The 26,521-nt window shown below is 44.1% G+C and carries 25 protein-coding genes; 16 read left to right on the forward strand and 9 right to left on the reverse strand.

Going from position 1 to position 26,521, the window contains the following annotated elements:
* Nucleotides 1-44: 44 nt before the first annotated feature.
* The 8 genes from serS (at nt 45) to ACFQ3Q_RS03075 (ending at nt 8,026) form a co-directional block, all read left to right on the forward strand.
* Complete coding sequence (gene serS, locus ACFQ3Q_RS03040) at nt 45-1,316, forward strand: serine--tRNA ligase (RefSeq protein ID WP_380742781.1); 1,272 nt, start codon at nt 45-47, stop codon at nt 1,314-1,316.
* A gap of 48 nt (nt 1,317-1,364) precedes the next feature.
* Nucleotides 1,365-3,167 (forward strand): tetratricopeptide repeat protein, encoded by a 1,803-nt coding sequence (locus ACFQ3Q_RS03045; protein ID WP_380742783.1) that lies wholly within the window; start codon nt 1,365-1,367, stop codon nt 3,165-3,167.
* A 35-nt stretch (nt 3,168-3,202) separates the two neighbouring features.
* Nucleotides 3,203-3,511, forward strand: a complete 309-nt coding sequence (locus tag ACFQ3Q_RS03050) for a DUF4286 family protein (RefSeq protein ID WP_380742785.1) — start codon at nt 3,203-3,205, stop codon at nt 3,509-3,511.
* A 28-nt stretch (nt 3,512-3,539) separates the two neighbouring features.
* The gene (gene rsmA / locus ACFQ3Q_RS03055) at nt 3,540-4,379 is read left to right on the forward strand and encodes a 16S rRNA (adenine(1518)-N(6)/adenine(1519)-N(6))-dimethyltransferase RsmA (RefSeq protein ID WP_380742787.1); all 840 of its coding nucleotides are present in this window, start codon (nt 3,540-3,542) and stop codon (nt 4,377-4,379) included.
* Nucleotides 4,357-5,709, forward strand: coding sequence for a magnesium transporter (gene mgtE / locus ACFQ3Q_RS03060; protein WP_380742789.1), 1,353 nt, complete (start codon nt 4,357-4,359; stop codon nt 5,707-5,709). The genes rsmA and mgtE overlap by 23 nt, the downstream gene beginning before the upstream one ends.
* 276 nt (nt 5,710-5,985) lie before the next feature.
* On the forward strand, nt 5,986-6,966 hold the full coding sequence (locus ACFQ3Q_RS03065; RefSeq protein WP_380742791.1) for a 2-hydroxyacid dehydrogenase: 981 nt from the start codon (nt 5,986-5,988) through the stop codon (nt 6,964-6,966).
* 93 nt (nt 6,967-7,059) lie between these two features.
* Entirely contained in the window at nt 7,060-7,452 is a 393-nt protein-coding gene (locus ACFQ3Q_RS03070; RefSeq protein ID WP_380742793.1) for a VOC family protein, read from the forward strand.
* A gap of 151 nt (nt 7,453-7,603) precedes the next feature.
* Nucleotides 7,604-8,026, forward strand: a complete 423-nt coding sequence (locus tag ACFQ3Q_RS03075) for an arsenate reductase ArsC (protein ID WP_380742795.1) — start codon at nt 7,604-7,606, stop codon at nt 8,024-8,026.
* Nucleotides 8,027-8,066: 40 nt separating this feature from the next.
* Here ACFQ3Q_RS03075 and ACFQ3Q_RS03080 read toward each other — a convergent pair whose 3' ends face one another.
* The 5 genes from ACFQ3Q_RS03080 to ACFQ3Q_RS03100 form a co-directional block, all read right to left on the reverse strand.
* Complete coding sequence (locus ACFQ3Q_RS03080; RefSeq protein WP_380742797.1) at nt 8,067-8,717, reverse strand: SDR family oxidoreductase; 651 nt, start codon at nt 8,715-8,717, stop codon at nt 8,067-8,069.
* Nucleotides 8,718-8,814: 97 nt separating this feature from the next.
* Nucleotides 8,815-10,623 (reverse strand): GNAT family N-acyltransferase, encoded by a 1,809-nt coding sequence (locus ACFQ3Q_RS03085; protein WP_380742799.1) that lies wholly within the window; start codon nt 10,621-10,623, stop codon nt 8,815-8,817.
* A gap of 47 nt (nt 10,624-10,670) precedes the next feature.
* The gene (locus ACFQ3Q_RS03090) at nt 10,671-11,921 is read right to left on the reverse strand and encodes an aspartate kinase (RefSeq protein WP_380742801.1); all 1,251 of its coding nucleotides are present in this window, start codon (nt 11,919-11,921) and stop codon (nt 10,671-10,673) included.
* The gene (locus tag ACFQ3Q_RS03095; RefSeq protein ID WP_380742803.1) at nt 11,918-12,397 is read right to left on the reverse strand and encodes a GNAT family N-acetyltransferase; all 480 of its coding nucleotides are present in this window, start codon (nt 12,395-12,397) and stop codon (nt 11,918-11,920) included. Before ACFQ3Q_RS03095 ends, ACFQ3Q_RS03090 begins: the two co-directional genes overlap by 4 nt.
* Before the next feature lie 60 nt (nt 12,398-12,457).
* Nucleotides 12,458-12,940 (reverse strand): GNAT family N-acetyltransferase, encoded by a 483-nt coding sequence (locus tag ACFQ3Q_RS03100; protein ID WP_380742805.1) that lies wholly within the window; start codon nt 12,938-12,940, stop codon nt 12,458-12,460.
* A gap of 108 nt (nt 12,941-13,048) precedes the next feature.
* Here ACFQ3Q_RS03100 and fbp point away from each other — a divergent pair, with 108 nt between their 5' ends.
* Nucleotides 13,049-14,059: a class 1 fructose-bisphosphatase gene (fbp, locus tag ACFQ3Q_RS03105; RefSeq protein ID WP_380742807.1), complete on the forward strand. Its 1,011-nt coding sequence runs from the start codon at nt 13,049-13,051 to the stop codon at nt 14,057-14,059.
* Here the strand turns inward: fbp and ACFQ3Q_RS03110 are convergent.
* Nucleotides 14,056-14,487 (reverse strand): TerB family tellurite resistance protein, encoded by a 432-nt coding sequence (locus ACFQ3Q_RS03110; protein ID WP_380742809.1) that lies wholly within the window; start codon nt 14,485-14,487, stop codon nt 14,056-14,058. The genes fbp and ACFQ3Q_RS03110 overlap by 4 nt on opposite strands.
* Before the next feature lie 159 nt (nt 14,488-14,646).
* Here ACFQ3Q_RS03110 and ACFQ3Q_RS03115 point away from each other — a divergent pair, with 159 nt between their 5' ends.
* The 4 genes from ACFQ3Q_RS03115 (at nt 14,647) to ACFQ3Q_RS03130 (ending at nt 20,197) form a co-directional block, all read left to right on the forward strand.
* The gene (locus ACFQ3Q_RS03115; protein WP_380745583.1) at nt 14,647-15,678 is read left to right on the forward strand and encodes a ligase-associated DNA damage response exonuclease; all 1,032 of its coding nucleotides are present in this window, start codon (nt 14,647-14,649) and stop codon (nt 15,676-15,678) included.
* Nucleotides 15,675-17,267, forward strand: a complete 1,593-nt coding sequence (locus ACFQ3Q_RS03120; protein WP_380742811.1) for an ATP-dependent DNA ligase — start codon at nt 15,675-15,677, stop codon at nt 17,265-17,267. Before ACFQ3Q_RS03115 ends, ACFQ3Q_RS03120 begins: the two co-directional genes overlap by 4 nt.
* 179 nt (nt 17,268-17,446) lie before the next feature.
* The gene (locus tag ACFQ3Q_RS03125; protein ID WP_380742813.1) at nt 17,447-17,629 is read left to right on the forward strand and encodes an endonuclease domain-containing protein; all 183 of its coding nucleotides are present in this window, start codon (nt 17,447-17,449) and stop codon (nt 17,627-17,629) included.
* Nucleotides 17,630-17,722: 93 nt separating this feature from the next.
* The gene (locus ACFQ3Q_RS03130) at nt 17,723-20,197 is read left to right on the forward strand and encodes a ligase-associated DNA damage response DEXH box helicase (protein ID WP_380745584.1); all 2,475 of its coding nucleotides are present in this window, start codon (nt 17,723-17,725) and stop codon (nt 20,195-20,197) included.
* Here ACFQ3Q_RS03130 and ACFQ3Q_RS03135 read toward each other — a convergent pair whose 3' ends face one another.
* On the reverse strand, nt 20,198-20,701 hold the full coding sequence (locus ACFQ3Q_RS03135; RefSeq protein WP_380742815.1) for a DUF1440 domain-containing protein: 504 nt from the start codon (nt 20,699-20,701) through the stop codon (nt 20,198-20,200).
* Between the two features lie 102 nt (nt 20,702-20,803).
* On the opposite strand from ACFQ3Q_RS03135, the gene ACFQ3Q_RS03140 reads away from it, so the two are divergent.
* Nucleotides 20,804-21,583, forward strand: a complete 780-nt coding sequence (locus ACFQ3Q_RS03140; protein WP_380742817.1) for an amidohydrolase — start codon at nt 20,804-20,806, stop codon at nt 21,581-21,583.
* Here ACFQ3Q_RS03140 and ACFQ3Q_RS03145 read toward each other — a convergent pair.
* Both ACFQ3Q_RS03145 and ACFQ3Q_RS03150 read right to left on the reverse strand, forming a co-directional pair.
* Nucleotides 21,570-23,183, reverse strand: coding sequence for an Ig-like domain-containing protein (locus tag ACFQ3Q_RS03145; RefSeq protein WP_380742819.1), 1,614 nt, complete (start codon nt 23,181-23,183; stop codon nt 21,570-21,572). The genes ACFQ3Q_RS03140 and ACFQ3Q_RS03145 overlap by 14 nt on opposite strands.
* A 56-nt stretch (nt 23,184-23,239) precedes the next feature.
* Nucleotides 23,240-23,920 (reverse strand): ComF family protein, encoded by a 681-nt coding sequence (locus ACFQ3Q_RS03150; RefSeq protein ID WP_380742822.1) that lies wholly within the window; start codon nt 23,918-23,920, stop codon nt 23,240-23,242.
* A gap of 61 nt (nt 23,921-23,981) precedes the next feature.
* Here ACFQ3Q_RS03150 and ACFQ3Q_RS03155 point away from each other — a divergent pair, with 61 nt between their 5' ends.
* Entirely contained in the window at nt 23,982-24,866 is an 885-nt protein-coding gene (locus ACFQ3Q_RS03155) for a hypothetical protein (protein WP_380742823.1), read from the forward strand.
* Nucleotides 24,867-24,929: 63 nt separating this feature from the next.
* Entirely contained in the window at nt 24,930-26,468 is a 1,539-nt protein-coding gene (locus ACFQ3Q_RS03160; RefSeq protein ID WP_380742825.1) for a glycine--tRNA ligase, read from the forward strand.
* The last annotated feature ends 53 nt before the right edge of the window (nt 26,469-26,521 follow it).

Below are 26,521 nucleotides of genomic sequence, written 5' to 3' on the forward strand. Positions count from 1 at the left end.
GCTGCTTCAATAATTATTAACGGCACTTAAAAATATTTGGCCTTATGTTACAAGTTAACAACATCAGAGAGCACAAGGAGGCTTACATTCAAGCCCTGAAGAAAAGGAATTTTGATGCTGAGAACATCTTTGAAGAGGTGTTGCAGCTTGATGAAATGCGTCGCTCCACCCAGGCTACACTGGATGATATCAAGGCTGAATCCAACCGCATTTCGAAAGAAATAGGGCTGATGTTCAAGAACGGAGAACATCAAAAAGCCAATCTACTTAAGGAAAAGACCGGGAAGCTGAAGGAAGATACCAAAGATCTTTCTGAAAAACTGGCCAATACCATCGCAGAGCTTGAAAAACTGCTTTATACCATTCCGAATATCCCGCACGAATCGGTTCCTGCCGGAGCCAGTGAGGAGGATAACGAGGAGATCTATAAGGAGGGAGATATTCCCGTGCTGGCTGAGGGTTCTCTGCCACACTGGGAACTCGCCAAGAAATACGATATTATAGATTTTGATCTTGGGAACAAGGTTACGGGAGCGGGTTTTCCTGTTTATAAGGGAAAAGGAGCAAGGCTTCAGCGGGCGCTTATCACTTATTTTCTCGATAAGGCTGTGGAAGCAGGCTATACAGAGTATCAGCTTCCGTTAATGGTGAACGAAGCTTCAGGATTTGGAACCGGACAACTGCCGGATAAAGAGGGGCAGATGTACCACATCACCGAAGACGATCTTTATATGATCCCTACCGCCGAGGTGCCTATTACCAATATGTATCGTGACAGGCTGCTTATCGATAAGGATTTTCCTATTGCCTGCACAGGTTACACCCCTTGTTTCAGGAGAGAGGCCGGATCTTACGGAGCCCACGTTCGCGGGCTTAACAGGCTGCACCAGTTCGATAAAGTGGAGCTGGTAAGGGTGGAAAGGCCAAAGGATTCTTACGAGGCTTTTGATGGTATGGTGGAGCACGTGAAAGGCCTGCTGAAAGAACTGAAGCTGCCTTACCGCATTCTTAAGCTATGTGGTGGCGATATGGGATTCACCGCAGCGTTAACTTACGATTTTGAGGTTTTCTCTACGGCCCAGGACCGCTGGCTGGAGATAAGCTCTATCTCGAACGTTGAGGCTTTCCAGGCGAACAGGCTTAAGCTGAGGTATAAGAATAAAGAAGGAAAAAAGGAGCTTGCACACACCCTTAACGGAAGTGCACTTGCCCTGCCAAGAGTGCTTGCAGGGATACTTGAAAATTACCAGACCGAAGAAGGGATCAGAATTCCCGAAGTTTTAGTGCCTTACACAGGCTTCGACCTGATAGATTAAATTACCCGATCTTAAAAGCTAAACCACGCAATTTGTTATATTTACAATATGCGTGGTTTTCTTTTTATATGCGCCTTTTTGTTCGCCGGTTTCGGGAGCTTTGCTCAATCCGATCAGCTGGCAAAAAATTTCCTTGAAAAGGGGGAATATGAAAAGGCACTGAAAACCTACCAGGAGCTTGCCAAAGAAAACCCGGGAAACCCTGTTTTCTTCTACGGGATGGTTGCTGCTTATCAGCAGCTGGAAGACTTTAAAGCGGCAGAAGACCTGCTTCGGGAAAAGCTTCAGAATACCGCTAACAATCCCAATATACTTATCGAGATCGGGCATAATTTCGAGCTTCAGGACAAACTGGAAATGGCCGGTAAATTCTATGAGGAAGCGCTGAGTGTGATCGAAGCCCGGCCTAATTATGCATATGGTATTGCCCGCGGCTTTGAAAAGTACAATCTTCTGGATTATGCAGCCAGGTCTTATGAAAGAGGAATGATCCTTAGTCCTGACAGAAATTATAACCTTCAGTTGGCCAGAATATATGGGGAGCAGGGGAAGATTGAAGAGATGTTTCAGAGTTACCTGGACCTGATAGACGCCGACCCGAAATTCTTTGAGATCGCCAACCGGGAATTTGCAAGGTATATCACCGAAGACGGGGAAAGTGAGCCCAATACCATTTTCAGGAAACTTGTGCTTAAGAAAATGCAGAACAATCCTTCAATTTTATATAATGAGATGCTCAGCTGGCTTTTTGTTCAGCAGAAGGAATTCAGCAAAGCCTTTGCCCAGGAAAAAGCGATTTACAAAAGACAGGAACCCGGCTTGATGGATGCGGGGGGATTGCAGGCCATTCTCAACCTGGCGGTGATCGCCAAGAACGAGGGCGATAAAGCTGCGGCGAAAGAGATCGTGGAATACGTAATTGAAGAAACCCCTTCGGAAACCACCGTTCTGCAGGGCAGGCAATTTCTTATGAACCTCAAATCTGAAATGGCCGATGCCTCTAACCTTAAGGAAGTTGATGATGAATACCGGGAAATTCTCAATGAATTTGGTTATGATCTTAAGACGTTCCTGCTTCAGATAGATTATGCAAAATTCCTTGCTTTTAAAATGGACGACCCTACCCGCGCCGAGGAAATTCTGAAACAACTGGTAGAAAAGACCGAGAGCAACTTCCAAAAGGCGATCGCGAAAATGGCACTGGCCGATATTCTGGTGCTTCAGGAGAAATTCAATGAGGCACTTATATATTTTTCGCAGGTGCAGCATTTGGTGAAGAACAATGAACTGGCGCAGAGCGCAAGGTTTAAAGTGGCCAAGACCAGTTATTACAAGGGCGATTTCGCCTGGGCCAAAACCCAGCTGGATATACTGAAATCCTCCACTTCACAGCTAATTGCGAATGATGCCATGGAGCTGAGCCTTCTTATAGAGGATAACTCTATTGAAGATTCCACCCAGGTGGCCTTAAAGAAATATGCCAGGGCAGATCTTCTGGCCTTTCAGGAAAGGAATCAGGAAGCAATAGATATTTTAAGTGAGATCCTTTTAAATCATAAAGGGGAAAGCATTGAAGATGAGGCTTTGTTAAAACAGGCGAAGTTATACACTGCTGAAGGGGACTTCAGAAAGGCAGAAGCCAATTACCTGAAGATCATAGAATTCTTCGGGGACGATATTCTTGCCGATAACGCCACCTATTTTCTTGCAGAGCTTTATGCCCACCAGTTAGAACTTCCGGAGAAGGCAAAGCAGTATTACGAGCAAATTATCTTTAACTTTGCCGACAGTATTTATTTTGTGGAGGCGAGAAAGAGTTTTCGCCGCTTAAGAGGCGATGCTATCGAATAGCCTTCGCAAGATGTAAAAACAATAAATTTCCGCTTATGTATATATATAATGTTACCATAAACGTTCAGGAAGATATTCATGATAAATGGGTGAAATGGATGAAAGAGGAGCACATTCCCGATATGCTCAATACCGGAAAATTCACCAAAGCTTTAATGACCAGGGTGCTGGTACAGGAAGAAATGGGCGGGATCACCTATTCCGTTCAGTATACTGCTGAAAGTAAACAAATGCTTCAGCAATATTATATTGAAAACTCTGAGGAACTGCGTGAAAAGAGCAAGCCGTTTGAAGGCAAATTTGTGGCTTTCCGTACCGAGCTGGAAGTAGTGAGCGAACAATAAACCCGCCTTCCGCACCTAAAATCTACCGATGAAAAAACGATACAGGGGATATTCTTCCCGTAAACAGAATAACGATCCCAACTCAGTCAGGGCCAAAAAGCACCTGGGCCAGCATTTCCTCACCGACGAGAATATTGCGGCCAAGATAGCCGATACCCTGAGTTATGAGGGATATTCGAAAACCCTGGAAATAGGCCCCGGAATGGGGGTATTGACGAAATACCTTCTGAAAAAGGACACCGAGGTGCACGTGATAGAGATAGATACCGAGAGTGTGGCTTACCTGGGCGAAAATTACCCCGATCTTGAAGGAGCGATCCACGAACAGGATTTTTTGAAATACGACCTGAGTAAGATCTTTGGGGAAGCGCCTTTTGCTGTAATAGGGAACTTTCCCTATAACATCTCGACCCAGATCGTTTTTAAAGTGCTGGCACAAAGGGACCGGATTCCTGAATTCTCAGGGATGTTCCAGAAAGAGGTAGCTCAAAGAATTTGTGAAAATAAGGGGAGTAAAGCCTATGGGATCCTTTCGGTCCTGACCAAGGCATTTTATGAAACCGAATACTTATTTACCGTTCCGCCTTCAGTCTTTAATCCCCCGCCAAAAGTAGATAGTGGAGTTTTAAGGCTGAAAAGAAAGGAAAATTATAGCCTGCCTTGTGATGAAGCCCTGTTTTTCAGAATTGTGAAAATGGCCTTTCAGCAACGGCGTAAAACTTTAAGGAATAGCTTAAAATCTATGAATTTACCCGATAATTTGAGGGAAGATGCTATATTTGGGCAACGTCCGGAGCAACTTAGCACAGATGAATTTATTGAGTTGACCTTAAAAATTCAGCCTTATGCAATTTCAGATCAGCAGTGAACTAATAGACAAAATAAAGTTTCTCGTTGAAGAAAAGAACAACGATGAGCTTTTGTTGCATCTTGAAGATGTTCACCACGCTGATATTGCTGAGATCCTTACCGAACTATCCCTTGAGGAGGCCACTTACCTTGTAAAACTTCTTGACAGTCAGAAAACGGCTGAAGCTCTTATGGAGCTTGAAGAAGGTGTAAGGGAAAGGATTCTGGAAACCCTTTCGGCCAAAGAGATCGCGGGAGAGCTGGAAGAGATGGACACCGATGACGCGGCCGATATCATCTCTGAACTTCCACCCGACAGGCAACAGAATGTAATTGCCGAGATCCAGGACGAGGAACACGCCGATCATATTGTAGAGCTGCTTAGGTATGACGAAGATTCTGCCGGGGGGCTGATGGCAAAGGAGCTGGTAAAGGTCAATGAGAACTGGAGCGTTACCGGCTGTATGAGTGAGATGCGGGCCCAGGCCGAGAATGTGACCCGCGTGCATTCTATTTACGTGGTAGACGACAAGAACAGGCTAAAGGGAAGGCTTTCGCTGAAAGACCTGCTTACCGCACCAAGCCACGCCAATATCAGGGACATCTATATTCCGAATGTAGATTATGTGAATGTGCATACCGAAGGGGAAGAAGTGGCGAGGCTTATGCAGAAATATGACCTGGAAGCCATTCCCGTGGTCGATGAAATGGGGCGTCTTGTTGGGCGTGTAACCATTGATGATATTGTAGACTTTATCAAGGAAGAGGCAGAGAAAGATTACCAGATGGCTGCCGGTATCTCTGAAGATGTGGAAGCCGATGATAATATTTTCAAACAAACCCGTGCGAGATTGCCCTGGTTGCTTATCGGGATGTTCGGGGGCCTTGGAGCAGCAAGTATTATTGCAGGCTTTGAGACTATAATGATCACCTTTCCTAAACTGCTGATTTTTGTGCCGCTTATTCAGGCAACGGCCGGAAATGTTGGGGTGCAGTCCAGCGCCATCGTGGTACAGGGACTTGCCAACGGCAGTCTGAGAGATAATATTATAGGCAGGCTTTTAAAGGAATGTTCTCTTGCTCTTGTTAACGGAATATCTATAGCCATAATCGTATTTATAATCAGTACCTACTTTTTCGGGACCACTTATACCGAATCTGTGAGTATCGGGATCGCCCTGATCTCCGTGATCATTTTGGCAGCGCTTATAGGTACTTTTATTCCTATTATCCTGAATAAAAACAACATAGATCCTGCGGTTGCCACGGGACCATTTATTACCACCAGTAATGATGTTTTCGGGATCCTTACCTATTTCCTTATAGCAAAGGCCATTCTCGGCTTTTAAAGGCTTCCCGCTTCCCATAATTAAAATCATTACTTATCTTTGCTGATTGGTTTTGTAAGAATCAGCTATGCACCTATTCAACTATAGCAGTACCTTCAGAACGGCAATTACAGGCGATACTCCTCTTTGACGTTTCAGATTATATTTGGGTTAAAAGGCTGATGAAAGTGTCGGTTTTTTAAGCTTATGGTATGCTTTATGCGGAGGGATCGCCTGATGCTGAGGAATTGCAGTATCCAGACAACGGAAAATTATTTTAATAATTAAATTTAAAAAATGATCATTTTACACGCCGATACCAATCACCCTACGTTGATGAAACAACTGGCAGATGCCGGTCATCATAATATTGAGGGGTATCAGCAAAGCAGAGAAGAGACATTAGAAAATCAACATTTGTACGACGGGATCGTGATCCGAAGCCGATACACGATAGACCGTGAATTTATTGATGCCGCACCAAACCTTAAATTTATAGCCAGGGTTGGAGCCGGTCTGGAAAACATAGATGTGGAGTATGCTGAGAAGCAGGGCGTAAAGCTTTTTTCGGCTCCTGAAGGGAACCGGAATGCAGTTGGGGAACATACCCTGGGAATGCTGCTTTCACTGTTCAATAAGCTCAATAAGGCAGACCGGGAGGTTCGTGACGGGCTCTGGCATCGTGAAGAGAACCGCGGAGTGGAGCTTGACGGAAAGACCGTGGGGATCCTCGGATACGGAAATATGGGGAAAGCCTTTGCTAAAAAACTCAGAGGGTTTGATGTTGAGGTACTTTGCCATGATATTAAAGATGGTGTAGCCGATGAGAACGCGAAACAAGTAGGTTTTGAAGAGTTCTGCGAGAAAGTAGATGTGATAAGCCTGCATACTCCCTGGACTCCGGAGACAGACCAGATGATCAATAAAGAGTTTATTTCGGGAATTAAAAAACCTTTCTGGTTCATCAATACTGCCAGAGGTAAGAATGTGGTGACCGAAGATCTTGTGGAGGCTCTTAAGAACGGAAAAGTTCTGGGGGCTGGACTCGATGTCCTTGAATATGAGAAGGCCTCTTTCGAGAGTTTGTTCGCTAACAAGAAAAATGTAGCCGTTAGTGCTGCAGAGCCGGTTCCTGAAGCGATGAGGGAGCTTATGTTCCTTCAAAATGTGATCCTGAGTCCTCACGTGGCCGGGTGGACCACCGAATCTCACGAAAGGCTTGCCACTGTGATCGCTCAAAAGATCATTGGAGAATTCGGGGAAGGTGATGAGAAATAAGACTTGTTGAATGTTACCTATAGAAAACCCTGCCTTTTGGCGGGGTTTTTATTTTCTATATTTGAAGGACTTACTAACTAATTTAACAAAACAATGAAGAAAAGAGTGACAGGGATTGGAGGTGTTTTCTTTAAATCTCAGGATCCCGATGCCGCAAAAGACTGGTACAGGAAACATCTTGGTTTTAATACTGATCAATGGGGGTGTACTTTTTGGTGGATCGATGAGAATGGAAATAAATGTTCCACGCAATGGAGTCCCTTTAAGAAGGACACCGATTATTTTGAACCTTCACAAAAGGAATTTATGATGAATTTCAGGGTGGAAAATCTTGACGAGCTGCTGGAAACCTTGAAATCTGAAGGAGTAAAGGTGATCGATAATACAGAATCTTATGATTATGGGAAATTCGGCTGGATCGTAGACCCGGAGGGCAATAAGATTGAATTATGGGAGCCTAATGATGAGGTTTTTCTAAAGGAGTAGAGTGGTTTAAATTGTAGATTTACAGGTCTTTGCAACACTATGACAAACTTTTGGTAACATTTTAGAAACAGTTAAACCTTTTCTGCTTTTTAAATTTGTCGAAAATTTGAAGGAAACCGGCTGTTTCAGCCTTGGTTTAGTCGAAAAAGAGATGGAAAAGAAGAAGGTTTTAGTGTTATGTGCGGGCAATTCCAGTAGAAGTCAGATGGCAGAAGCCTACCTGAGGCTTTTTGGATACAATCGTGCTTTATATTACAGTGCCGGGATACGAAAGGAAGGGGTTAACCCCAGGGCGAAGGCCATTATGCAGGAAGACGGGATTAATATCTCTGACCAATCCTGTAAACTGCTTTCGGAGTATGCTAACAGGAAATTCGATTATATAATAAGCCTTTGTAATGAGGTGAAAGATATTTGTCCGGAAGGCCTGTTCAGCGGTTGTGTGCATTTACATTCAGCCTTCAGGGATCCCGATGATGTAAAGGGAAGCGAACAAAAGATATACAATGCTTACCGCGAAAGCAGGGATGACATTAAGAAGTTCTGCCGGCGGTTTGTCACAAATCACTTATAAAAAATAAGCCCTTTGAAATTTCAAAGGGCTTATTTTTGATTTAGCCTAAACTGCTTAATTCTATTAACGCCGATTTTATGGGCTCTTCACCTTCCAGCGCTTCAAAAGACATGTTTTTCACCAAAGGATCTGCGAGGCTCATAACCATAATAAAGGCCACATCGTCTCTTGAGATCTCACCTCTTTCATTCAGTTTCTTAGCGACTTTCACCTTGGCAAGGCCAAGATCATCGGTTAGAGCGCCAGGTTGAACAATGGTGAATGGAACTCCGCTTTCCCTTAGGTAATCGTCGGCTGCTTTCTTTGCTTCTAAATAATGTTCCAGACCTTCTACCTGTGAAGGATCGTCGGTGCCCATAGCGCTTAACATTATAAATTTTTTAACCTTGGCCTTCTTGGAAGCGTCAATTAGTTTTTTAGCCCCTTCTTCGTCTACGGCTGTGGTTTTGTCAGGACCGGTCTTACTCCCGGAACCTGCCGCGAATATCACTTTGTCTATTCCCTTAAGGGCGTGATCAACTTCACCTTCGAGATCGGCAAGCACACTGCTTACGCCCATATCATCAAAGACCTGTTTCTGCTCTTCCTTTCTTATCATTGCAACCGGGTGGAAGCTCTGTGAGCTGTTAAGAATTTCGATTATTCTCTTTCCTGTGTGTCCGGTTGCCCCTGCAATTAATATCTTTTCCATTGCTTTATTTTTCTGATTTAATCTTTACAGGAATATAAGCATAGCGCTTAAAATTGCCTAAGACCAATTCAAGAATAACAATATATTAACAGGAGGCTTAATTTGGCTTAGCGTTATTATGTCTTTGCTCGAGTTCTTTTTGAAGTTCTTCCATTACTGGTTTGACCGTGCTTTCAGGAAGATCGGCAATTCTTATGTACATCAAGCCGTCTACGGCATTGTTGAACAGCGGGTCTACATTAAAGGCAACCACTTTTGCGTTTTGCTTGATATACTTTTTAATTAGCACCGGAAGGCGCAGGCTTTCAGGCTCTATTTCGTCAATAAGTTTATCAAATTTGTTGAGATCGGCTTCTTTATCGTCAAAAACAAAATCCTTGTCGGCATCCTTCAGCTTCACCTTAAATTCCTTTTTCGGTCTTACATATTGCGCAACATAAGGATCGTAATAATGTGATTTCATAAACTCTATCATCAGCGATTTTGAGAAGTTAGAGAACTTGTTGCTGATACTTACTCCGCCAATCAGGTATTTATGCTCCGGAAAACGAAGGGTGCAATGCACAATCCCTTTCCACAGAAGGAAGAGAGGCATTGGTTTTTGCTGATATTCCTTAATGATGAAGGCTCTTCCCATTTCTATAGATTTGCTCATCATATCATAAAGTTCAGGCTCGAAGCGAAAAAGGTCCTGCAGGTAAAAACCTTTAATTCCGTGTTCCTTAAAGATCTCGGCACCCATACCCATTCTGTAGGCGCCGGCAACTTTTTTGGCCTCGTTGTCCCAGAGCACCAGATGGTAGTAATAATCATCAAATTGGTCCAGGTCTGTTGCATTGTTGGTTCCCTCTCCTATCTCTCTGAAGGTGATTTCCCGAAGCCTCCCCAGTTCGTTCACGATATTGGGAATGATTTCTTTTTTTGCCAGGAAGACTTCATAGTTCTTACTGCTAAGCAGTCTTTTATCCAGTTTCCTGCAGGTTTCCACTTCCTGCTCCATAAGGCTCTGGCTGGTCTCTAAAGCGATCTTTTGCGGCGCTTTGGGAAGTTTCAGGCTTTTCGGGATCTTTTCAAAAAGCTTTTTTCGTTCAAAGACATTTGCCAGCATATAGGTCTTCCTGCGCAGGAAAGCCGTGAAGGCTTCAAGATTGCTGTGTTCTGCCTGATCTTCAACCGAAATTGGCAGGCCTATTCTAACCTTTATCTTTCTTCTTTTCTGCGAAAGCATTTCGCTCGGAAGCTTGGCTGTTCTTAACACATCGCTCATAGAAGCCAGCCTGTAGAAGAAGGTGCTGTTCTTGGCGTGAAAATATATGGGTACCACGGGGACCTTGGCTTTTTGGATAAGCTTCATCGCCACCGGCTCCCAGGGTTTGTCTACGATTACTCTCTGATCCTTATAGGTTGAAACCTCTCCTGCAGGAAACATTCCCAGGGCCTTGCCCTCCCTAAGGTGTGCTATGGCCTGCTTCATCCCTGCAAGACTGGACCTTGCTTCTTTATGATCTTCAAAAGGGTTTACGGGCATTATGTAAGGCCTGAGCGGATCCAGCCTGTGAAGCAAAAAGTTTGCGATCACCTTATAGTCTTCCCGCTGATTAAGCAGTAACTTCATAAGGATCATCCCGTCTATTCCACCTAACGGGTGATTGGAAACAGTGATGAATGGCCCGGTTTTGGGAATACGTTTGAGGTCTTTTTCGGGAATCTCGAAGTCTATTTCAAAGCCTTCCAGGATGGAATCTATAAATTCTGTTCCCTTCAGCTCTTTACGCTTCTGATACTCCTTGTTAAGTTTTGAAAGCCTGGTGGTCCTTAAGACCACCCATCCCAGAGAAGTCCCTAAAAAGCCGAATTTCTCCAAATTCATAACTTTCGCTACTTCCTTGGCGCTTACTATTCCCATTAATTTTTAGATTGGTTTCTAACAAAGATAAGAATTAGAACGAATCACTAATTTCGGGTCACGATCTGAACAGTATCCCGAGTGATTTGCTTAAGAAGCACCTCTTTGTCCTTTTCCAGTTCTTTAATAGCGGCCTCATTGAAATGCCTGATGGTATAAAGGGAAACCCCGGTATTGAATTTCACCCTGAACCTGGCTTTTAAGTGTTGCAACAGTTTCTCGAGTTGGTTGAACCTGTTATCTACACATACCGAAAAACTGATGGCAGAATTCTGAATGAGGTCTACCTTCATCTGGTATTGATGAAAAAGCCTGAAAATATCACTGATATTCTCTTCTACCATAAAACTGAAGTCCAGTGAAGATAAGGAGATCAGGACCTGGCCTTTTTTTACGATGAAGCAGGGGATGCTCGGTTCTATTCCCCATCCCTGGTGTACTGCCGTACCCTCGCTTTCGGGGTCTGTAAATGGCTTTACGTAAAGCGGTATTTCTTTTCCCTTTAAAGGTTGAAGTGTTTTCGGGTGGATAACCGAAGCCCCATAAAAAGCAAGTTCAATGGCTTCTTCGTAGGATATTTTCTTTAACAGTTCCGTCTTTTTGAAAACCCTGGGGTCGGCATTTAAAACCCCGGGGACGTCTTTCCATATCGTTACGCTTTCGGCATTCAGGCAATAAGCAAAGATCGCAGCCGAATAGTCACTCCCTTCTCTTCCCAGGGTGGTGGTGAAATTGTCGGTATCGGTTCCTATAAACCCCTGGGTGATATTCACCTCTTCACGGTTTATGTCCCTGCTAATGCGCTCCTGTGTCTCTTCCCAGTCTACTTTGGCATCACGGTAGGTGTCGTCGGTTTTTATGTAATTCCTGGCGTCTATCCAGTTATTTTTGAATCCTTTTTCATTAAGAAATTCACTGACTATGCAGGTAGAGACCAGTTCTCCGTAATTAACCACCTGGTCATAAACAAAATCGTAACGGGTGGATTTATTGTGTTCCAGAAAATTCTCCAGTTCTGCGAAGAAATCTCTTACCAGCCGGAAAACCGGGGCTTCCGGATTAGAAAATAAGTTTGAGATCAGGTCCAGGTGGAAATCTCTGACCTGGTTTAAACTTGAAGGAATTTTTCCTGTATCCAGGTAATCCTGGACCACCACTTCCAGTGCATTGGTGGTCTTTCCCATCGCTGAGATAACAATCAGCTTATTATGGTTCCCTGTCTTATCTAATACATTCAGTACATTCTTTACTCCTTCCGCATCTTTCACGGAAGCTCCTCCAAACTTGTATACTTTCATTCCTCTTTTTCGATATTTTCCTGGATACCGGATTCATCCATATGAACAGTGTACCAGTTCTTTTTAACATCGGCACCAGTATTTTCATAAAACTGGATGGCATTCTTGTTCCCTTCTGAAACCACCCACTCCAGTCTTTTAACGTTATTTTCGTGGGCGTATTTTACTACACGCTGGTAGAGTGCGCCACCAAGACCGGTACCACGCATAGATTCTCTTACAATAAGGTCTTCCAAATGAACTGTGCGTCCTTTCCAGGTAGAAAACCTGTAATACACCAGTGCCATTCCTTCGATCTTTCCTTTAACTTCAGCTACAAAGCACTTAAAGTTATGGTTGTAGAAACCTTCTTCTTCCAGGTCTTCCACGGTAATCTCCACCTGGTCTGCTGCATTCTCGTATGCGGCCAGTTCATTTATCAGTTCAAGCACCTGGGGCATATCTTCCCGCCTTGCTTCGCGTATAGTATAGTCCATAAGAATGTTTGTTTACAACAAAAATAGGCATTGGTTTTCAATAAATGCCTTAAAGTAAAGTTAGCGTTTTGAGGAAAGGAACTTTTTCATTGCCTCTTCATCCATTTGTACCGTACACCAGTCTTCAAAAACAGTGGCGCCGCTACGCTCATAGAATTCCTTTGCCGGGGTGTTCCAGTCCAGCACCACCCATTCGGTTCTTTTAACCCCTGCTTCTTCAGCGTATTCTATCACCTTTGTATAAAGGGCATTTCCAAGGCCTTTTCCCCTGTATGCCTCTCTCACGATGAGATCTTCCAGATGTACTGTTTTTCCTTTCCAGGTAGAATATCTAAAGTAGATGAGCGCCATCCCCTGGATCTTACCCTCAAGTTCGGCTACAAAGCACTTAAAGGAAGGGTTTTCGCCGAATCCATCGCGTATAAGGTCTTCAGCACTTATAATTACGGCATCGGGTTCTTTTTCAAAAACGGCAAGCTCTTTTATGAGTTCGAGAACTGCAGGCATATCTTCTTTGGTTGCAGGGCGTATAACAGGTTTCATATTTATTATTTTTTTCAAATTTAAGCAATGCAAGACATTATTAACGAAAACGTTGTAGTAAGTGTAAAATTTGAATATTTTTGACCTGAAAACTTACACTTTTGCTAGATGGCTAGAAAAAATCAGACTTTAGGGGAATTTATAATAGAAAATCAATCTGCCTTCCCTTATTCTTCAGGAGAACTCTCCAGATTAATCAACTCCATAAGACTTGCGGCCAAGGTGGTGAACCACGAGGTGAATAAAGCCGGCCTGGTGGATATAACCGGGGCTTACGGCGAGACAAATATCCAGGGTGAAGACCAGCAAAAACTGGATGTGTATGCCAATAATAAATTCATACAAACCCTTACCAACCGTGAGATAGTTTGCGGGATCGCTTCAGAAGAGAACGATGAGTTTATAACCATAGAGGGGTGCAATAAAGACCATAAGAACAAATACGTGGTGCTGATGGATCCCCTGGACGGAAGTTCAAATATCGATGTGAACGTTTCGGTAGGAACCATTTTTTCTGTTTACAGGAGGATCACGCCAATAGGGACACCGGTTAAAAAGGAAGACTTTCTGCAACCCGGAAATCAGCAGGTGGCTGCGGGCTATATTATCTACGGAACTTCAACAATGCTTGTATACACCACAGGACATGGGGTGAACGGTTTTACACTTAACCCCGCTTTAGGATCCTGGTATCTCTCCCATCCCGATATGTATTTCCCTGAAGACGGTAAGATATATTCCATTAATGAAGGGAATTATGTGCATTTCCCACAAGGGGTTAAGGATTATATCAAATACTGCCAGGAAGAGAAAGACGACAGGCCGTATACTTCCAGGTATATAGGTTCTATGGTGTCTGATATTCACAGAAATATGATAAAGGGAGGGATATTTATGTACCCGAGTATCTCGCAGGCCCCGAATGGAAAATTGCGTTTGCTTTACGAATGCAACCCGATAGCTTTTATTACAGAGCAGGCCGGAGGTAAGGCCAGTGATGGCTTTAAAAGGATTATGGATATTCAGCCAACCGAATTACATGAGCGAACCCCGTTTTTCTGCGGGAGTAAAAATATGGTCGAAAAAGCTGAAGAATTTATGCGAAAAGGAAAAAACTAATCCTGTTCCTTTTCCAGTAAATATCTGTAGTCCTCAAAATTAAGCTGTCCGCTAAAGATCTGAATGGAACGTTCTATGATTCCTTCGGAAGCCTGGCTTGAAAAACCGAGGCCAATGGCATAACGTTTTATAAGTTCAGTCTCCTCCTCATCTATCTGATGATCAGCAAAAATGATCTTGAAAAGGTCGTGAAGTCTTTCCAATCTTCTTTCTACACTATTAGAGGCGGTGATGGGAAAAGCAGTAGGATTCTTGATCACCTTTTGATATTCCTCCTGGCTGATGTCCAGTTTTCTTGCAAATTTTTTCAACTGGGCTTCTTCTTCAGGATTTATTGCCCCGTCTATAGATGCCAGGTTTACAATAGCAGCAAAGTGGCTTAAATTGCGTAGATGCTCTCCTGAGCCAAAAAGATCTGAAAATGACATTTTATAAGATTTTATTGTACAAATATAGATAAAGAAGAATCTATTTTTCATCAAAATTTCTTTAAAATCTCATATTCTCCACAATCGCTAATCTTTTCTTAATCCCTTTTAAAAGCCTTGCAATTTGAGTAATTTCATCAGGAAGCCCGATAGAAAATGATGAAAACGCCCTTACTGGTATTTAATAAAAAAGGAATTTACTGCGAAGCAGCCGATGTCTATCTGGACCCCTGGAAACCCGTTAATAAGGCCATAATTTCTCACGGCCACGCCGACCATTCCCGGTGGGGACACAAGAAATATATTACCCATCACAGCAATGTACCTATCATAAAACACAGGCTTGGGGAAATTAAGGTTTCGGGGATGGAATGGGGAGAAACCTTCCATATAAACGGCGTGAAATTCTCCCTGCATCCGGCCGGTCATATTATTGGCTCTTCCCAGATAAGGGTTGAGCACCGGGGAGAGGTTTGGGTCTTTACGGGAGATTATAAGACCGAAGACGATGGCGTGGCGGTACCATACGAGCCTGTGAAATGTCATACTTTTATTACCGAATGCACCTTTGGATTGCCGGCTTTTAAGTGGCAGCCACAGGCTGAAGTTTTTAAGGAGATCAACGGCTGGTGGGAACAGAACCGGAAGGATGGGAGAACTTCGGTGTTATTCGGGTATTCTCTTGGAAAAGCCCAGCGACTGCTGAAACACCTGGATACATCTATAGGAAAGGTCTATACCCACGGAGCCATTGAGAATATGACCGAAGTATTACGGAACCAGGCAGATTTTCCGCAAACCACAAGAATTACCGGCGATGTCAGCAAGAAAGAAATAAAAGGGAATATGGTAATAGCTCCACCCAGCGCCCACGGTTCTGTGTGGATAAAGAAGATGGTGCCTTATGTTACCGCTTCTGCAAGTGGCTGGATGACCTTCAGGGGTGCCCGAAGAAGAAGGGCTATAGACCGCGGGTTTGTACTTTCCGATCATTGTGACTGGCAGGGATTGCTCTCGTCCATTAAAGCGACGGAAGCCGAGAAGGTGATATGCACCCACGGCTATACCGATATCTTCTCGAGATACCTTGCAGAACAGGGCTATGATGCCCGTACCGAAGCCACACAGTTTGAAGGCGAGACCGGCGAACTGGAAGCGAAGTCTGAAAAAGAAAAGGAAGCTGAAAAATGAAAAGATTCGCCGAACTCATAAAGACCCTGGACAGCACCAATAAAACCACCCTTAAGGTGGAGGCCCTTGCAGAATACTTCAGGACAGCACCCGATAAGGACAAGGTCTGGACAATTGCCGTGCTTTCGCACAGGCGCCCGCCGCGGCCGGTAAATACTACTCTTATGAGAGAATGGGCTTCAGAACTGGCCAATATCCCTCTATGGCTTTTCGAGGAATCCTATCATATTGTTGGAGACCTGGCAGAGACCATAGCCCTGGTAATTCCGCCGGCAGAAGGATCTTCAGAGAAAAGCCTGAACCAGTTCCTGCAGGAGATCATAGACCTGAAGCCGAAGAGAGAGGAAGGGAAAAAGGAATATTTACACCAGAACTGGCGGGAGCTTAATTATTATGAGCGCTTTGTCTTTACCAAGCTCATCACCGGCAGTTTCAGGATTGGGGTAAGCCAGAAACTTATGACCCGCGCACTTTCAAGAGCTACCGGGATCGATGAGGATATCCTGGCCTATAAGATGATGGGAAACTGGAACCCGGCAAGGACCACTTTCACCAAGCTTATTCTTGAGGAAAATGAAGAGGATTATTTGTCCAAACCCTACCCGTTCTACCTTGCCTACGCTATAGAAGATAAGGTGGAAGAACTTGGGGACGTTTCCGAATGGAGTGCTGAGCATAAATGGGATGGCATAAGATCTCAGGTGATCATCCGCAATGATGAGGTGTTTGTATGGAGCCGGGGGGAAGAACTGGTGACCGATAAATATCCCGAATTTGAGGATTTTGCAGGAGTGATCCCGAATGGAACAGTTATAGATGGCGAGATCCTTCCATATCCCAAGGGGGAGATCGGGACCTTTAAAGATCTCCAGACAAGGATCGGGAGAAAGAAGGTTTCCAAAAACCTGCTGAAGAAGATACCCGTGATCCTGAAAGCTTACGATGTACTGGAATGGGACGGTGAAGATATAAGGCAATCGGCCTTTAAAGAGAGAAGGGATATTTTGCATAAGCTTTACGCCGAAATCTCTACGGAAGAACTGCCGTTTCATTTATCACATAATATCACCTTCGAAACCTGGGAGGAAGTGGCAGAAGAAAGGGAAAGGGCACGCGAAGAGAAATCGGAAGGCCTGATGCTGAAGCGTCTGGATTCGCCTTACCTGGTTGGCAGGAAAAAGGGTGACTGGTGGAAGTGGAAGACAGATCCTCTCACGGTAGATGCGGTGCTCACCTATGCGATGCGAGGCCACGGAAGGCGTAGCAATTTATTTACCGATTATACCTTCGGACTTTGGGACGATGAAAGACAGGAGCTGGTGACCTTTGCAAAGGCGTATTCCGGCCTTACCGATGCTGAATTCCGAAAGCTGGATGCGTGGATCAAGAAGAACACCCTTGAGCGTTTCGGGCCGGTGAGAAGTGTGACTCCCCACCAGGTTTTTGAGATCGCCTTTGAGGGGATAGCAGAATCTAAACGCCATAAAAGCGGTGTTGCAACGCGTTTCCCGAGAATATTAAGGTGGCGTACAGACAAGAACATTCACGAGGCTAATACTTTAGAGGAATTGAAGGCGCTTATTCCTTAAAAGAAAGATTTCTCCTTCCCTTTCTAAGGGAAGGTGTTCCGGGCTTCGGGAGCTGCCCGGAACGGAAGGGTTAAATTCAAATTATGAAAAAGAATATACATAATCGTAAGTCGTTAAAATCAAAAAGGCGGGATCTGAGAAAAAGATTGACCCCGGCCTAGGCCTTTTTGTGGAAGCAATTGCCAAACCGAAAATTTGAAGGCAGGAAATTCAGAAGACAACACAGCATTAAAAATTATATCGTTGATTTTTACTGTCCTGAAGAAAAGGATTCAAAAAGGGATCTTGAATTACAACAGCTGGGCTTTACTGTTCTTAGATTTGAAAATAAAATGGTCTTCGATTTTTTGCATCGGTTTTAAATGAGATAAAGAAAAGCTTCAGGAATAAAGGAATATAAAAGATAACCACCCCGCCCTTTGGGCACCCCTCCTTATAAAGGAGGGGAAAAGAATATGAACAGGAAAGAACTAATAGGGCTTGCCGAAACCTGGTTTGAAGACCGGGGCTGGAAGCCTTTTGCTTTTCAGAAGCAAACCTGGAACGCTTTTCTCAGCGGGAAACACGGTCTGCTGAATGCGCCTACCGGGAGCGGGAAGACCTATGCGCTCTGGGTTCCCATAGTTCTGAATTATATAAAAAACAATCCCAATTACAGGGAATCTTATAAGAAAGGGCTGAAGGCGATCTGGATCACCCCTTTAAGGGCACTTTCTGTAGAGATAGAGCAGGCTGCGACCCGTTTTGCTGAAGAAATGGGTACGGGCTTCAGTGTTGGAATAAGAACCGGGGACACTCCCCAAAAAGACCGTGCGGCCCAGAAACGCTCTATGCCGGACCTGTTGATCACCACACCGGAGAGTCTGCATTTACTGCTCTCTTCAAAAAATTATCACAGGTTGTTTAAGGATCTTGATGCTGTGGTGGTGGATGAGTGGCACGAGTTGCTTGGTACCAAACGAGGCGTGCAGGTCGAGCTGGGGCTGTCAAGATTAAAAAGTATTTCAAAAGACCTTCGGATCTGGGGAATTTCAGCAACTATCGGGAACCTTCAGCAGGCCCGTGAAGTTTTGCTTGGTCCGGGTTCCGAAGCCTTAAAAAATTCAAAGCTCATAAGGGCGAAGCTGAAGAAAAAGATCAGGGTGAAATCCATAATTCCCGATAAAATGGAAAAGTTCCCCTGGCGGGGACATTTGGGATTGCATTTGATCGATGAGGTTGTTCCCATTATAAAGAATTCCCGGACAAGCTTGATCTTTACCAATACCAGGTCTCAGTGCGAGCTCTGGTTTCAGAAGCTGATGCATAAATATCCCGAGTTTGCGGGAGAGGTGGCGATGCATCACGGCAGCATTAACAGGGAAACCCGGCTTTGGGTGGAGCAGGCCATCAGGAACGAAAACCTGAAGGCGGTGGTCTGTACTTCCAGTCTTGACCTGGGGGTGGATTTTGCGCCGGTGGAGACCATCATCCAGATTGGCGGGCCCAAGGGTGTTGCCAGGTTCCTGCAAAGGGCGGGAAGAAGCGGTCACCGGCCCGGGGAGGAAAGCCTCATTTATTTCCTGCCCACTCACGCGATCGAATTAATCGAGGCTTCGGCCCTTCAGAAAGCGGTTCAGAAAACCGCCGTGGAAGACCGGATCCCTTACCTGATGAGCTTTGATGTCTTGGTACAGTATCTCACGACACTCGCCGTTTCCGACGGTTTTTTTCCGAAGGATATCTATCCTGAGATCAAATCCACCTTTTGTTTCCACGGAATTACCGAAGAGGAATGGCGATGGCTCCTGAATTTTATCACTAAGGGAAGTCAGAGCCTGCAGGCCTATGACGAATATAAGAAAGTGGAGATCGAGGAAGACGGGAGGTTCAAAGTGAACAACCGCGGGGTTGCAATGCGGCACAGGTTGCAGATAGGCACCATAGTGAGCGATGCGATGCTGGGAGTAAAATACCTGAAAGGCGGATATATTGGTACTATAGAAGAATGGTTTATTTCCAAACTTAATCCCGGAGATGTCTTCACCTTTGCCGGACGCAACCTGGAATTGGTTCGTATCAAGAATATGCAGGTGCTGGTGAAAAGGTCTAAAAAGAAGACCTCGAAAGTGCCAAGCTGGATGGGCGGGCGAATGACCTTTTCTGCCCGGATGAGTGAGCTTTTGCGGGAAGAAATGTATGCTGCCGCGGCATCGGTAGGAAAGTCTTCGGCTAAAGTGAATGAAGAACTCAGCGCTTTAAAGCCCATTCTGGAAAAACAGAAGAAGGAATCGATTATCCCAAAAGAGAATGAATTTTTGATCGAAACTTTTAAAACCCGTGAAGGCTACCACGCTGTTTTTTATCCTTTTGAAGGCCGGTTCGTACACGAAGCGCTGGGAAGCCTGCTGGCTTACAGGATAAGCCTGCTCTCGCCCATAAGCTTTTCCATTGCCTTCAATGATTACGGATTCGAACTGCTTTCAGACCAGGAGATAGATATGCAGCAGGTACTGGATAACGATCTTTTTACTGCGGAATTCCTGATGGATGACCTTTATAAAAGCCTGAATGCTACCGAAATGGCCCGAAGGAAGTTTCGAGATATCGCGGTTATTGCCGGGCTGGTCTTTACGGGCTATCCCAATAAATTGGTGAAGAGTAAGCATCTTCAATCGAGCTCCCAGCTTATTTTCAGTGTTTTTAAGGATTATGAGGAAGATAACCTTTTATACTTGCAGGCTTTCCGGGAAACATTTGAGCATCAGCTGGAGGAAGGTAGGCTCAGGATGGCTTTGGAAAGGATCAATGCCCAGAAGATCGTATGGCGAAATTGTGAAAAACCGACGCCTTTTTCATTTCCTATCATTACCGACAGGCTTCGGGAGAAGTTGTCTTCAGAAAAGCTGGAAGACCGCATCAGGCGAATGATGAAACAGCTGGAGAAATAGTTATTTCTTCAGGGTCCTGTTTACATAATTCCGGACGATCTCTGTGGTCACTCCGAACATCACGTGAGCGAAAAGTTCATTCAGCTGCATCCTTATAGGAATATCTTTGGGCTTGGACTCGAGCCCGAGGAATGGCAATGAAGTTTCGTGGGTAGAGATCCAGGTCGAGCTGCCCAGGATCACACCTTCGCCTATATTCAGATGATCCTTATCCTTTTTTCCGTAGCCGTAGGCAGCGCCAATACTCGCTCCAATAGGAAAGTTCACCATCTGTTCTGCGAGGGCTTCATTATGACTGCTAATAGGCGTACCTGTCATCTTAATGGAAAGGTCGTCCAGGATCTTGATCTGGGCCGATCTTTCTTCCACCTTTCTGACGGGGAGGTATTGTTCAATGAGCGATTTTACGGCGGTCCCTGCAAGCCCGCCAATAAATCCGGAGATGAGCCCCCTGCTGGTATTTGAGGCCAGACTATCTTTCTGAAAGAAGCTTGGTGATTCCATAAGTGTTTGATTTGCAATATTAAAGCTATTTAATCCCCTCTTTAATTACAATGATTTAACAAGTATTTAGGAGGGCTAAATGAAATTTGATAAATTTAGGCTATGACCAAAAAACTGAACATAGCAATTATACAGGCCAACCTTAAATGGGAGGATGCCAAAGAGAACAGGAGTTTTTTCAGCAGGGAGATCGATGCTCTTTCTGATAATGTCGAATTGATCGTGCTTCCCGAAATGTTTACCACCGGTTTTAGTATGAATGCAAAGGCTCTTGCTGAAGAGACTAACGGGGAAACATTTCTTTGGATGAAGGAAATGGCCAAAAGAAAAGATGCTGCTATCACCGGAAGTGTGATCATCACCGAGAATGGTAATTATTATAACAGGCTGTTCTTTATGTTTCCAGATGGGAGCTACAAGATCTATGATAAACGTCACACCTTTACCCTTGCCAAAGAAGACCTGACCTATACAGCCGGAGTCGAAAGGCTGATCGTGGATTATAAAGGCTGGAGAATTTGTCCGTTGGTTTGTTATGATCTCCGTTTTCCCGTGTTTTCAAGGAACACCGAAGATTACGATATTCTAATATATGTTGCCAACTGGCCTAAAAAACGCATAGTTGCCTGGGACACCCTGTCAAAAGCCCGTGCTATTGAAAATATGTCTTATGTTATAAGTGTTAACAGGACCGGAAAAGACGGGAACGGGGCCGAATATAACGGGCATTCGGCCGTTTATGACTATTTGGGAGAGTGTATCACAGAGCCTGAGCGTGAGGAAAGCTTTGTTCAGGAACTGGCCCTGGAAAAAGAAGCATTGATAAACGCCAGAAACAAGTTTAAGTTCCTTCAGGATCGCGACGAATTCAGTCTAAAATAATACTCTGGTTGATGTCCCAGTTCGCACGAACTTCAAGGGTGTCATTAAAATATTCTATGCGTTCCGGTTGTCTTTTCTTCAGATAATCTCCCGTATCCCATTTTTGATTTTCATTTTTATCAAAGATGATCCGAACAAGGAATTTTCCGGGCTTCATAAACTGGAAATTCAAGGTGTTTTCTCCCGTAGAGTATTTTTCAGCCTGCACTTCTCCTTTTGGATTGGTGAGTTGCGCGATTACCGGGTATTCCGAAACATTCTGAAGTCGTAAAACCACGTTTCCGTAGTCTGAATAAGGCTTGGTTTTCAGCCTGGTCCTGATAGTATCGTTTGTAGCTTCAAAAAGATCGGTGATCGCGCCGGGCAGCGCTTTTATATAATATTGATTGTCTTCTTTTTTGTCGAACTTCAGCAGCAGTTCATTCTCCAGTAATTTCAGCTCGGTAGTAAAAGGTATCGCGGTAGAATCTTCATCCAGCACTTCAATAAGGTCGGTATTGGCTTCGGTGATAGGAGTGTTGGCTTTGAATTTAAAATCCTGCTGGTATTCAATAGTTCCGGAAGGTTCTCCGGTCACGATAAGGGAATCGCGGACTGCCTCCCCAAGACGGGTGATTAAGGTATCCGTTCGTTTCGGGCTTGTTACCTTAAATCTCAGCGTGTCGGTTTCGATTTTCGGTTTATACCAGTAATAGAGCGTATCTTTCTTGGCGTCTTTCACGATCCTTGAGGCGAAACCTTCTGGTTTTGGGTTAATCAGATCTATCTTTACACTGTCCAGATCTGTTTTGCCTTCATATCCAAAAATGAGCTGTTGCCCTTTGAACTGTTTCGGCCTTTTTGGTTCAAAAGCAAGTTCTTCCTTAAAAACGCTAATTGTAAATGTTGAATCGTTGGGTAGATCGATATAATCGCTTATAAAGCCAATCTTCTCCTTTTTAGGATCGTAATTGTAATTATTGTTGAGGTCCATCACCGCCAGCATCTGGTATTTCCCTTCTTTCAGGTTCTCCAGTTTAAAGTTGAAGGTACTGTCATTGGCATAGGTCATATACCTTGGATTCTCTTTATAAACAAGGGAATCGGTAAAGCTGGTGTCTATTTCATATAAAAACACCGAAATCACTTCTTTAGGTGCTTTCAGGTAAGCATCGGACACGCTTCCACCTACTTCAAGGGAGTCGATATAATCTCCCGTGGAAAAAACGTATTTGAAGTAATCCATAGGGTTGCCTTCATTATTGTCTACGATGCTTTTCCCAAAATTGATGGTATAGGTGGTATTTTCCTGCAGCGTGTCGAAGATCTCGATCTTGATATCCTTTCTTGCACTTCCCAGCGGCAGGATAGAGGGTTTGGGATCCATTGGAGGGGAAATGATGATCTGTTTTTGCGGATTTTCGATCTTGATATATTCGTTAAAATAGATCCTGATCTCCTCTTTGCTGAAGTTGGTAGAAAAATTTTCGGGAGTGGCTCTCACGAATTTTGGGGGCTCCTCATCTTTAGGCCCGCCCTTTGGCATTCCTTTTTTAGCACATTGGGTGATCCCGAAGCATAGTATAATGACCAGTAGAAAACCTTGAATTCGCTTACCCATATCCTTTTATGAAATCTTTAGAGCAAAGAAACGATTATTTTAGATTTTAAAACAATTCAAACCGTAATTGCCATTGCTGCGAGGCTTATTTTAACTCCTCCGGCCTCTTGAAGCTTTGTTCCGCAGGCTTCAAGGGTGGCACCGGTAGTAATGAGGTCGTCTGCCAGTAAAATATGTTTATGCCTCAGTTTTTCGGGCTGTTCTATTACAAAGGTTTCCTCTATTACACCCCAGCGTGAGATCCGGTTTTTTAAGGTTTGGGTGCTCGTGGCGGAATGTTTTAATAAGACGTCATCCATATATTCTGCATCAAGGCTTTTTGCCAGTTCCCGCGCAAAACCTTCTACCTGGTTAAACCCTCTCGACCTCAGCTTTTTTCGGTGAAGTGGTACTGGCAAAACCGCCTGTATGTCTTTGTAAGCTTCGATTTGCGAAAGTTCAGCGCCGAGCCACTTCCCGAGGTAAACCCCTATTTCCTTGTTGCCCCGGTATTTCAGATTGTGAATGAGCTCCTGGACCATCCCCTTTTTTCTGAAATACAGCAGTGCGGTCGCATTTTCAATCTGAAGACGACCGTAAAATACTTTTTTTGCGGGGTTTACGTTATCCTGATGGAAATTGGTTAACGGGAGTTCGTGCAGGCAGGATGTGCAGATTACCTCTTCGTTTTTTGTTAATTCCCCATTGCAGCAATTGCAGGTTTTGGGGTAAAGAAGATTGAGTAAATCGTGAAACATTTGTTAAGTCCTTGCGGGATACCTTATTAAACTCATAAATTTACAAACTAAATCAAACATTATGATGACCGAAAAGAAAAATAATACCGCATTAAAAATTCTGACCGGTGTATTGGCTGTCGCCTTATTGGCGCTTGGTATCTATACCATCAAGTTTTATAATGAGGAAAAAGAAAATAAAGCCATTCTCCAGAAGGAAAAGGCGGTTATTGAAGATGAATTGAATGACCTTATCGTAAAGTATGATGAGGCCATTGCCGAAAACGAAATTATGGACCAGAATCTTGTAGATGCGCGAGACCGTATAGAAAGATTACTGGATTCTGTAAAGGACAATGAAGCCAATCTTGTGCTTATCTCCCGTTACCGTAGAGAAATAGGGAATCTGAAATCTGAAAAAGACAGGTTGTTCAGGGTTGTGGACAGTTTAAGTGCCGAAAACCAGAAAATGGCCAGCACCATAGACAGTACCAAAGTTGTTCTGGAAGAGCGGACAAGAATATCTGATTCGCTTAAAACCACTAACCAGGACCTTTCTTATAAGGTAGATAAAGCTTCCCAGATAAAAGTTACAAGTCTTCGCGGAGAAGGGGTAATTGTGAGGAACAGTGGTAAAATTGTTGAAAATGACAATAACAGAAGAGTAGACCAGATCAGGACCTGCTTTACTATTACAGCCAATGATCTTGCCGATGCGGGAGAAAGGGATATGTATGTTCAGGTTTATAACCCCGATAATGAACTGGTAGGTGATCAGATTGCCGTAGAGCACGATGGCGGGGTAATGGTGTACAGTGCTGCTTCCAAAGTCTATTATGAAAAGGAAGAACTGGACGTTTGTATCCTGGCCAATGCCAATGAAGATAAACTCCTGGAGGGTGCATATAAGGTATACGTGTATGATGATGCAAGGCTAATTGGAACTGCTTCCTTTAGCCTGGATTAAACAATTATGAAAATTATAAAACCGCCTTGACATATATCAGGGCGGTTTTTTTATTTTTGCGCTATGGCAAAACAAGAAGATTTATTCAAGAATGTGGTTTCCCATGCTAAAGAGTATGGGTATATTTTTGCATCAAGCGAAATATATGACGGATTAAGCGCTGTTTATGACTATGGTCAGAACGGGGCTGAACTTAAAAAGAACATTAAGGATTACTGGTGGAAAAGTATGGTACAGTTGCACCAGAATATCGTTGGCCTGGATGCCGCGATCCTTATGCACCCAACCACCTGGAAAGCCTCAGGTCATGTGGATGCTTTTAATGATCCGTTGATAGACAACAAAGATTCCAAGAAAAGATACCGTGCCGACGTGTTGATTGAGGATTATGCCGAAAAGATCAATCAGAAAGCGCAGAAAGAGATCGCTAAAGCCAGAAAGCGCTTTGGAGATGCTTTTAACGAAGAGGAGTTTGTAACGACCAACCCAAGGGTTATCCGTTACAAAAAGGAGGAAAAGGAGATCCTGGAGCGTCTTGCTAAATCTTTAACTGATGAAAATCTGGCCGATGTAAAAGCCCAGATCGAAGAATTGGGAATTGCCTGTCCTGAAAGCGGTTCTAAGAACTGGACAGATGTGAAACAGTTCAACCTGATGTTCGGGACCAAGCTTGGAGCTTCGGCCGATAGTGCTACCGATCTTTACCTGAGACCGGAAACCGCTCAGGGTATTTTTGTGAACTTTTCGAACGTGCAAAAGACCGGAAGGATGAAGATCCCTTTCGGAATTGCGCAAATAGGGAAAGCCTTCAGGAATGAGATTGTGGCCCGACAGTTCATTTTCCGTCAGCGGGAATTTGAGCAAATGGAGATGCAATTCTTTGTTCGCCCTGGGGAAGAACTAAAATGGTTTGAGCACTGGAAGGAAACCCGCCAGAAATGGCACGAATCTTTAGGTCTTGGAGAGGAGAATTATCGTTTTCACGATCACGAAAAAATGGCTCATTACGCCAATGCCGCTACCGATATAGAATTCAACTTTCCATTCGGATTTAAGGAACTGGAAGGGATTCACTCACGAACCGATTTTGACCTGAAGGCACACGAAGAGCATTCAGGAAAAAAACTTCGTTTTTATGATCCTGAATTAAAGGAAAACTATGTGCCTTACGTGATCGAGACCTCTATTGGTCTGGACAGAATGTTCCTGGCTGTACTTTCAGCTTCATTGAAGGAAGAAGAGCTTGAAGGAGGTAGCACCAGAACGGTCCTTAAGTTACCTGCTGTGCTTGCACCAACCAAGGCTGCCGTGCTTCCGTTGGTGAAGAAAGACGGACTTCCGGAACTCGCTCAGGAAATTATAGATGAGCTTAAATGGGACTTCAATGTGCAGTACGATGAGAAAGATGCCATAGGTAGAAGGTATCGCCGTCAGGATGCAGCGGGCACTCCGTTGTGTATCACGGTAGATCACGATTCTCTTGAAGATAAGACGGTAACCGTTCGTTATAGGGATACTATGGAGCAAAAAAGAGTACCGATCTCTGATTTATACAAAATCGTTAAAGAAGAAACAGATTTCAAAAAGTGGATGAAGCATTAAATAATCAGTTTTATACTTAAAAAGGAGCCGTTAATAAATCAATTAACGGCTCC

It is taken from the genome of Salegentibacter chungangensis (assembly GCF_042678405.1).
In the GTDB taxonomy this organism is placed as follows: Bacteria; Bacteroidota; Bacteroidia; order Flavobacteriales; family Flavobacteriaceae; genus Salegentibacter_A; species Salegentibacter_A chungangensis.

Bases quoted from the DNA above. Each gene is read 5' to 3' on its own strand.
- serS (WP_380742781.1), top strand. From the start codon at position 45: ATGTTACAAGTTAACAACATCAGAGAGCACAAGGAGGCTTACATTCAA.
- ACFQ3Q_RS03045 (WP_380742783.1), top strand. From the start codon at position 1,365: ATGCGTGGTTTTCTTTTTATATGCGCCTTTTTGTTCGCCGGTTTCGGG.
- ACFQ3Q_RS03050 (WP_380742785.1), top strand. From the start codon at position 3,203: ATGTATATATATAATGTTACCATAAACGTTCAGGAAGATATTCATGAT.
- rsmA (WP_380742787.1), top strand. From the start codon at position 3,540: ATGAAAAAACGATACAGGGGATATTCTTCCCGTAAACAGAATAACGAT.
- mgtE (WP_380742789.1), top strand. From the start codon at position 4,357: ATGCAATTTCAGATCAGCAGTGAACTAATAGACAAAATAAAGTTTCTC.
- ACFQ3Q_RS03065 (WP_380742791.1), top strand. From the start codon at position 5,986: ATGATCATTTTACACGCCGATACCAATCACCCTACGTTGATGAAACAA.
- ACFQ3Q_RS03070 (WP_380742793.1), top strand. From the start codon at position 7,060: ATGAAGAAAAGAGTGACAGGGATTGGAGGTGTTTTCTTTAAATCTCAG.
- ACFQ3Q_RS03075 (WP_380742795.1), top strand. From the start codon at position 7,604: ATGGAAAAGAAGAAGGTTTTAGTGTTATGTGCGGGCAATTCCAGTAGA.
- ACFQ3Q_RS03080 (WP_380742797.1), bottom strand. From the start codon at position 8,717: ATGGAAAAGATATTAATTGCAGGGGCAACCGGACACACAGGAAAGAGA.
- ACFQ3Q_RS03085 (WP_380742799.1), bottom strand. From the start codon at position 10,623: ATGGGAATAGTAAGCGCCAAGGAAGTAGCGAAAGTTATGAATTTGGAG.
- ACFQ3Q_RS03090 (WP_380742801.1), bottom strand. From the start codon at position 11,921: ATGAAAGTATACAAGTTTGGAGGAGCTTCCGTGAAAGATGCGGAAGGA.
- ACFQ3Q_RS03095 (WP_380742803.1), bottom strand. From the start codon at position 12,397: ATGGACTATACTATACGCGAAGCAAGGCGGGAAGATATGCCCCAGGTG.
- ACFQ3Q_RS03100 (WP_380742805.1), bottom strand. From the start codon at position 12,940: ATGAAACCTGTTATACGCCCTGCAACCAAAGAAGATATGCCTGCAGTT.
- fbp (WP_380742807.1), top strand. From the start codon at position 13,049: ATGGCTAGAAAAAATCAGACTTTAGGGGAATTTATAATAGAAAATCAA.
- ACFQ3Q_RS03110 (WP_380742809.1), bottom strand. From the start codon at position 14,487: ATGTCATTTTCAGATCTTTTTGGCTCAGGAGAGCATCTACGCAATTTA.
- ACFQ3Q_RS03115 (WP_380745583.1), top strand. From the start codon at position 14,647: ATGAAAACGCCCTTACTGGTATTTAATAAAAAAGGAATTTACTGCGAA.
- ACFQ3Q_RS03120 (WP_380742811.1), top strand. From the start codon at position 15,675: ATGAAAAGATTCGCCGAACTCATAAAGACCCTGGACAGCACCAATAAA.
- ACFQ3Q_RS03130 (WP_380745584.1), top strand. From the start codon at position 17,723: ATGAACAGGAAAGAACTAATAGGGCTTGCCGAAACCTGGTTTGAAGAC.
- ACFQ3Q_RS03135 (WP_380742815.1), bottom strand. From the start codon at position 20,701: ATGGAATCACCAAGCTTCTTTCAGAAAGATAGTCTGGCCTCAAATACC.
- ACFQ3Q_RS03140 (WP_380742817.1), top strand. From the start codon at position 20,804: ATGACCAAAAAACTGAACATAGCAATTATACAGGCCAACCTTAAATGG.
- ACFQ3Q_RS03145 (WP_380742819.1), bottom strand. From the start codon at position 23,183: ATGGGTAAGCGAATTCAAGGTTTTCTACTGGTCATTATACTATGCTTC.
- ACFQ3Q_RS03150 (WP_380742822.1), bottom strand. From the start codon at position 23,920: ATGTTTCACGATTTACTCAATCTTCTTTACCCCAAAACCTGCAATTGC.
- ACFQ3Q_RS03155 (WP_380742823.1), top strand. From the start codon at position 23,982: ATGATGACCGAAAAGAAAAATAATACCGCATTAAAAATTCTGACCGGT.
- ACFQ3Q_RS03160 (WP_380742825.1), top strand. From the start codon at position 24,930: ATGGCAAAACAAGAAGATTTATTCAAGAATGTGGTTTCCCATGCTAAA.